Annotated in this window: 7 protein-coding genes; 3 read left to right on the forward strand and 4 right to left on the reverse strand. The window is 38.1% G+C overall.

Annotated elements, in window-relative coordinates:
• Positions 1-73 precede the first annotated feature (73 nt).
• The gene (locus V7K89_RS21235; RefSeq protein ID WP_335190605.1) at positions 74-283 is read right to left on the reverse strand and encodes a hypothetical protein; all 210 of its coding nucleotides are present in this window, start codon (positions 281-283) and stop codon (positions 74-76) included.
• A gap of 247 nt (positions 284-530) precedes the next feature.
• On the opposite strand from V7K89_RS21235, the gene modD reads away from it, so the two are divergent.
• The 3 genes from modD (at position 531) to V7K89_RS21250 (ending at position 3,661) form a co-directional block, all read left to right on the forward strand.
• Positions 531-1,382, forward strand: coding sequence for a ModD protein (modD, locus tag V7K89_RS21240; protein WP_335190607.1), 852 nt, complete (start codon positions 531-533; stop codon positions 1,380-1,382).
• 868 nt (positions 1,383-2,250) lie between these two features.
• A complete protein-coding gene (locus tag V7K89_RS21245) occupies positions 2,251-2,928 on the forward strand; it encodes a hypothetical protein (protein ID WP_335190609.1) in 678 nt (225 codons plus the stop codon).
• A gap of 523 nt (positions 2,929-3,451) precedes the next feature.
• On the forward strand, positions 3,452-3,661 hold the full coding sequence (locus V7K89_RS21250) for a TOBE domain-containing protein (RefSeq protein WP_335190611.1): 210 nt from the start codon (positions 3,452-3,454) through the stop codon (positions 3,659-3,661).
• 488 nt (positions 3,662-4,149) lie between these two features.
• On the opposite strand, the gene V7K89_RS21255 is transcribed toward V7K89_RS21250, so the two are convergent.
• The 3 genes from V7K89_RS21255 to V7K89_RS21265 form a co-directional block, all read right to left on the reverse strand.
• A complete protein-coding gene (locus tag V7K89_RS21255) occupies positions 4,150-4,809 on the reverse strand; it encodes a 2OG-Fe(II) oxygenase (RefSeq protein ID WP_335190613.1) in 660 nt (219 codons plus the stop codon).
• A gap of 29 nt (positions 4,810-4,838) precedes the next feature.
• Positions 4,839-5,849 (reverse strand): iron-siderophore ABC transporter substrate-binding protein, encoded by a 1,011-nt coding sequence (locus tag V7K89_RS21260; RefSeq protein ID WP_335190615.1) that lies wholly within the window; start codon positions 5,847-5,849, stop codon positions 4,839-4,841.
• The coding region (locus V7K89_RS21265) for a TonB-dependent siderophore receptor (protein WP_335190617.1) at positions 5,849-6,903 on the reverse strand (1,055 nt) is incomplete at its 5' end. The genes V7K89_RS21265 and V7K89_RS21260, both read right to left, overlap by 1 nt.

The following is a 6,903-nucleotide window of genomic DNA, read 5'->3' on the forward strand; positions in this document are numbered from 1 at the left end:
ATCACAGGAGTAAGGTTTCATTCTACAGGCACTTAGACGTTGATATACTCCATCATCCCATACTGTATTGCACTCAAGCAGGAACTGCTATATCTTCATTACTAGCAAGCATCTCACTCCAAAGGTATCCATATCCTTCCCCTATTGATAAGCGAAACTGTTCTTGGGGAAAGCTGGCAGCAAGTTCCAAGCTAGCTGCTTTGGGCAACAAATTCTCTATTACAGCATAACTGTATGGAACTGATTGCATTGTTGTACGATAAATGGCATCTAAATTTAGCATTGTCTATCTTTACACTTATCTCTATGATTGCTAAATTCAAACTTAATATTATAAGTCAACAGTTTCCAATTTCAGCATTTAACTAATTATGACGACTCAGGTATATATTTTTTCTTAACAAAGTTATGTTGTTACCAACTATTTTGGATAATAGTAGTAATTATTACAATTCCTACAACTGAATGAGATTAGGTTTAGTGTGAATCTTGATTAAGCTATTTATTTGTCAGCCGAGCATAAAACTAAAATGAGTGTTTTCTTCTCAGATGAGGCGATCGCTAGGTTAATTCAGGAAGATGTTCCCTACCTAGATTTGACAACCTACGGACTTGGCATTGGCAAGCAACCTGGTGAAATCGAGTTTTCTACCCGTCATCCGATGACCATTTGCGCTACTGAAGAAGCAGCCAGAGTATTAAAATATTGTGGTGCCGAAGTTCATTATCAAGTCGAAAGTGGTACGGCCTGCCAGGAAAAGCAATTAATTCTTCAAGCTAGTGGCACTGCTCAAGCTTTGCACAGTGGCTGGAGAGTTGCATTAAATTTGATGGAATACGCCTCCGGTATTGCTTCGCGTACAAGAGTATTAGTAGATACTGCTAAAACAGTAAATCAGTCTATTTCTATTGTGACTACTCGTAAATGTTTTCCAGGTACTAGAGCGCTTTCCATCAAAGCAGTTCTAGCTGGTGGGGGTTTTTTTCATCGCTTAGGATTATCTGAAACAGTTCTGATCTTTAACCAACACCTGATATTCCTAGGAGGTATAGTTGGGCTAATTGAGCGCATGAATGAACTGCGACGACAGTTTCCAGAACAACATATTTGCGTTGAAGTAGATACACCAAAAGATGCTTGGATGGCTGCTCAAGCAGGTGTAGATTTAATTCAGTTTGATAAAATTACCCTACTAGACCTTGAGCCTCTAGTTTTGAAGTTAAAGCAGCAGTATCCAAACTTAAAACTAGCAGCGGCTGGTGGTATTACCTCTGAAAATATAAAGGATTATGCTAGCACTGGTGTAGGTATTTTAGTGACAAGTTCACCGTACTTTGGTAAACCGTGCGATATTGCAGTCAAAATGAGGATGGCACAATAGTGCATTTTTAATTTAGTTTGAATACTTAAGATTGCAGTTGTGAAAACGCAGGAGCTGAACCAGAAAGAATAGTGTTTACGCAAGACTTAAAACGGAAGTAGAGCAGGGGTTTTACGAAGCTCTTAAGTAGTTGATGAAATAGAGCGATAGATGGTTATATCGCTCTGTTCACCGCACCTGTAAATAGTTCCACTTCTTTAGTCTATTGGTTGCATACACTACGAGTTTAGTACCACAAGGCGGAAGTCAAAAGTCACGCATAATTGTATTCCAAGCTCTTGCGCCATTTGAAATAGTATGTTTATTTACGCGGATAGTTTTGATCCAACTTATACTGTCGGCACAACTACAACCCTTCTCTACAAATCGGACAGTTTTCTAATTTACAGGTAAATCTCACTTATAAACATTTTATTAACTTGATAATAACCTATTTATAAAGCAAATAACTATAGCAAATTTGTATACAATATTAAGCTTCACTATTTTAAAAAGAAATAAAAATTAATTTTGTTAGCGTTTAATTACCAAATAATATGGTAATTTACTCAATAAGTTGGTATTATTTTCAGTACATACATAGATACACTTATCTATTTTGAAAAACGCAAACCTATTCTGAGATTTGCGGATAACTTTGTCTTGAAATTCATTAGTTTTTAATAATTTATATTGAAAACTAGCTATTTTGTATTGTCTGGTAAGGAGTTGAAAGTTAAATGATTTGAAGGTTTTATTTTTTTCTAACAAAATTTCTTGTCAACTTGCTCAGTTCTGGTGAGAACGATACTAATTTTTAGTGAGCGAAAAGCTTTGAGCAAAACTATCTAATTTTTTCAATATTCAATAGGAAACGGAGAAGGATTTTATGCGTTTTACCCGCCAGATACCCATTGCGTCTTTAATACTATCACTACTGGTTTTATGGCAGCCTACTTTAGCTGACTCCAGGAGCGATCTTCCCTGGGGTCAAGAAGAAAAAACACCTTCTCTCTGGGATAAAAATAAGTGTCCTGGAGGTTCTTCACAAAGTTTTCGCTTGGCTGGAGAACTCAATAATCCAACCACCTATAACTTGCAAAACCTGAGAAATTTGCGAGATACTTTAAAAAAACAAAATCCAGCATTAGTTACTGAAATTACTGTAAGCTTTCAAACCGGTTCAGGGCCACGAACAGAAACATACTATGGAGTTCCCCTATGGGAATTGATTAATAATCCTAAAGCCGGAGGTGGTCTCAAACCTGGGAATTCTGGGGTGAATAGTAAAAACTCTCTTCTGAGACAATATGTTCTAGTTGACGCCACAGATTGCTATGGTGCAGTCGTAGCTATTGGTGAAATTCAACCTAACTTTGAAGGGAAAACAGTGCTAATTGCATTTGCAAAAAAAGGTAGTGATGGTAAAGTCGTGCCTTTAACAGATGAAGGATTTGCTCGTTTAGTAGTTCCAGGTGACAAAGCTGGAGGTCGTTACGTTAGTAATGTGACAAATATCCTCATATTATCTGCTCCTCCTTCTCCTTTGAAACCAAAATATTTCTGAAAAGCCTTCTGATTAAAGACGCCGATAACGGAGAATTCCTAAACCACTTGGTCAAGTAGACCAAGTGGCTTTCGATTGTAAACATTACGCCTTCTTGCTCGTTTAAAACTAAGCTTTGATATTTTCATTTAGATGCAAGAATCAGGGTTTGATAGAGAGCATTCCAATCTTGTAAAAAAAGTTATATTAAGTTCTCACAAAAGTAACCAGTGCAGTTAGTCAGTATTCAACTACTTGACAAATTACTAAATCTACGATGTGCCAAAAATTATCAGAACGCACCTAGAGAACTGAGTAGCTGCATCACCAAAAACAGTTTTTAATGAATGCTCCGCCAAGTTTTGACTGTCCCTTTGACTATTTTACTATCGAGTTTTTCACGATATTCTAATACCAGTCTGATATCTAAGTTATTCTGTAAGGCAGAAGATAGCATCCCACTAAATGAAGATAATCTAATAATCTGATAGTTGTTAGTATTACTCAGTTTAGAATTATCTTTTAACGTAGGGAGTATCAAAATATGGAAATTAGCGCTCGTAATTCCTTTAAAGGAACTATTAAGAAAATTCACCCAGGATCAGTCAACTCTGAAGTCATATTAGAAATTGTGCCTGGGGTGGAAGTAACTGCAATTATTACCAAGGAGTCGGTAGAGCATCTCCAACTTCAAGAGGGAAAACAAGCGATCGCTGTAATTAAAGCATCAGATGTCATAATTGCTACAGAATAGCTCGAAATGAGTAGATATGCACCTTGGGTTTAGACATAGGATTGATACTTGATAACAGACTTCTTGCATGAATCAAAAGCCCTTACCTTAAATCCCTCTTCCAATTTTGGGAGAGGGACTTTGAAATTAACTCTCCTTCTCCCAATTTTGGGAGAAGAGGTTGGGGGATGAGGGCGAATTTTGCATTTGTGCAAGAGGTCTAACGAAACAGAATCAATTGATTGGGACGATGATTTTGTGACTGAATCAAGATTGACTGTTCTAGATACAGTTAGCGACGAGTTTGAATATGAAACAAAATCAATGTCACTTTTTCAATCTGTTTTTACATACGATGTCTGATTTTTTGGTAAATTATTTGGGTCAGTAGTGATTCGCCAGTAAATTATCAGTCTGGATTCGCTTTTATTTATCTGTTGTATATATCTTTTTTCTGACTTTCCATTCAAATAGGCAAAATATTCTTAATAATTTGATAATCCAACGGCTTAAGACTCTGGCAGCCAAAAGGTAGTCGCTAGATGCAAACGGTGTTGAGTTGCATTCAAGGAAATAGGTGAAACCATGTGCCAAGAGCGATCGCAACGTACAATAGCAACTGAATATTGTGGCAAGGGTGGAACTTCTTTAACTACAGATGTAGTCTGATTATCTTTGAGAACTCGGAAATACCCTCCCCACTCTGGGTTCCATCCTTCATTTAAATAGAAAAGTTGAGTTACATGTTTACGGGGGATATCTGTATGAGGACGGTTCCAGAATCCTAAATCATGTCGTGTTAAATAAATTGTTAGTGAATGGTTTTTCAAATCCAAATTAGTAAGATGCTCCATTGCCTCTCGATAATCAGGAGTGAGAAGTTGTTCAATCAATTTTTGCCAACTAAGACTCAGATCCTTGATATCTTGTAGACCTTTGTACTTACTTTCATCGAGAATGCAGCGTGCAAAAAACCTGTAGTCATTATATGTATATTCTGGGTATCCATCTGGCTCAAAGTCTCTAGCATGATATTCTTTATAGTTTGTAGTCGGAAAACTGTTTGCTAGTTCAGATTGTACTGAAGTGTCAAGCAAGTTTTCAAATACAATCCATTTATAAGGAATTTCTTGCATAGTTGCATTACTAATTGCACTCAAGTTCAACATGATCCCTCCAAAAAAACCTTTCAAATAGTTTATTGCTGTTTAACTAAATATCGCTCCAAATCGTCTATCATCCGATTGGCTGCAAGGGGGCCAAACTGAACCCAATAAAACCCCACCTCATGAACTTTTTCCTGTTGGACAACTTTCAACTTTGACCACAACGGTTCTGCTTTCAGTTGCTCAAGTATTGGGTGTAAATCCCTTTTGCCCAGTGTGTCTTCTGATACTAGAAATAAAATATCCCCATCTAACTCCCTCAAAAGTTCATTTGATAAAGCATAGGCAGCAGGACCACCCCCTAGACTCAGGGTTGCTTGACTATCCAAAGTTTGAGAGTAAGGACGTGCAACACCCGCATCTTTAAGAATAACTCCTGAAAAACTTGCCTTCGCCCACAGCCAAAGTGCATCAGTACGCAATTCGGTAACTGAGACTAAAGTTGTATTCAGGCGATCGCCCATTTTTGCTTTAAACTGTGTCAAACGTGCATAATAATTATCCATTACCTGCTGGGCTATTTTAGTTTTACCCAGAACACTGGCTGTGAAAGCAAAAGATTCTTTCCAAGCTCCACTGGCTCCAGGAGGAGCCAAAACAGTGGGTGCAATGTGTGATAACAGTGGATAAATATCTTGATGAAAATGCATACCAAGAATTAGGTCTGGTTTGAGAAACAAGACTTTTTCGATACTAGGAGAGAGCCAATCTACATCTTCAATACCTGATAGCGGGCCTACTAACCGTTGCAATTGTGAGACAAATGACTTTGAGGCAGCTATAGGTTTGATCCCCAACGCCAAAGCATTTTCTAAACAACTACCACTAAGCACAACTACTCGTTGAGGATGAGCAGGAACTATTGTCTTACCCATTAAGTGCTGAACTACTCGAACCTGACTTAAAGAAGAAAGATTCTTGTCATGGCTAACTTTTGGGTAATTAAAAAACAAACAACCGTTTAGCCACACTACCACAGCAAGCAATCCTAAAACGGGCAGGCATCGGACAAAACACTTGGCTAACCAATGAGTTGTTCTCATTAAAATTCCCACTTCACTGTCAACTGTGCTGTATACGGACGACCAGGAATAATTCTTTGGAGATAGTCAAAGCTTGCTTCATAATATCGAACATTAAATATGTTATTCAAGTTGAGTCCAACGCTAAAGTTATTCTGACGATAGTACAAAGCTGCATCAGTAAGAAAGTAGCTTGGGATCGTGTATGTATTCAAATTATCTGGCTTATTATCTCCAACGTAGTTAAAGCCAATTCCACCTCCAAAACCTTTGAGAGAACCAGTAAGAAAGGTGTAAGTTGTCCACAAACTAGCGACATGCTCTGGTGCTCCAGATACTCGATTCCCGACTGGAATGTTGTTGTCTTTGGTAAAGCGTGCGTCTGTATAACCGTAAAAGCCAATTACATTCCAACCAGGAAGAATTTCTCCCGTAACACTCAGTTCTACTCCCCGACTTCTTTGTTCTCCTGTTTGTACATCAAAATTGGAATCGATAGGATCGGAAGTCAAAATGTTAGTTAGTGTCAGTTGATATAAAGCAAGTGTTGCCGAGAGTTTGTTATCAAATAAATCAGTCTTAACGCCCACTTCATACTGAGTACCCCGCTGTGGTTTAAAAAGGCTGTCATCTCGACCTGCACCCGTTATTTGTTCAAAAGAGCGGCTGTAGCTGGCGTAGAGTGAGACAGGCGCTATGGGTTGATAAACTATGCCTACCCTTGGACTAAAGGCAGAATCAGACTGGACACTCGCCGTTGAAGTAATCCGATTAGCAAACTCATTCTCTACTAAATCATAACGTCCACCCACAAGTAGTTTGAGGTTATTGGCAAGTGTCACTTGGTCTTGAAGATAAAAGCCTAAAGCATCATCTCTAAAGAAGACATCAACTCCTCCAAGAGTATCACCTAGTGGTTGACCATACACTGGGTTAAAGACATCAAGAGGGGCGGCAGCTGTTCTAAGTACACTAGTTCTTCGGGTTTGTCTAAATAAGTCAAACCCCACCAAAAGTTTATGTTTTATATTACCAGTGTTAAAATCACCAATAACATGAGTATCTATTGTATAAG

Origin of the sequence: Nostoc sp. (genome assembly GCF_036917515.1) — a bacterium.
Lineage (GTDB): Bacteria > Cyanobacteriota > Cyanobacteriia > Cyanobacteriales > Nostocaceae > Nostoc.

What these genes read in the sequence shown, in the direction of transcription:
- V7K89_RS21235 (WP_335190605.1), bottom strand. Translation starts at nt 283, where the DNA reads ATGCTAAATTTAGATGCCATTTATCGTACAACAATGCAATCAGTTCCA.
- modD (WP_335190607.1), top strand. Translation starts at nt 531, where the DNA reads ATGAGTGTTTTCTTCTCAGATGAGGCGATCGCTAGGTTAATTCAGGAA.
- V7K89_RS21245 (WP_335190609.1), top strand. Translation starts at nt 2,251, where the DNA reads ATGCGTTTTACCCGCCAGATACCCATTGCGTCTTTAATACTATCACTA.
- V7K89_RS21250 (WP_335190611.1), top strand. Translation starts at nt 3,452, where the DNA reads ATGGAAATTAGCGCTCGTAATTCCTTTAAAGGAACTATTAAGAAAATT.
- V7K89_RS21255 (WP_335190613.1), bottom strand. Translation starts at nt 4,809, where the DNA reads ATGTTGAACTTGAGTGCAATTAGTAATGCAACTATGCAAGAAATTCCT.
- V7K89_RS21260 (WP_335190615.1), bottom strand. Translation starts at nt 5,849, where the DNA reads ATGAGAACAACTCATTGGTTAGCCAAGTGTTTTGTCCGATGCCTGCCC.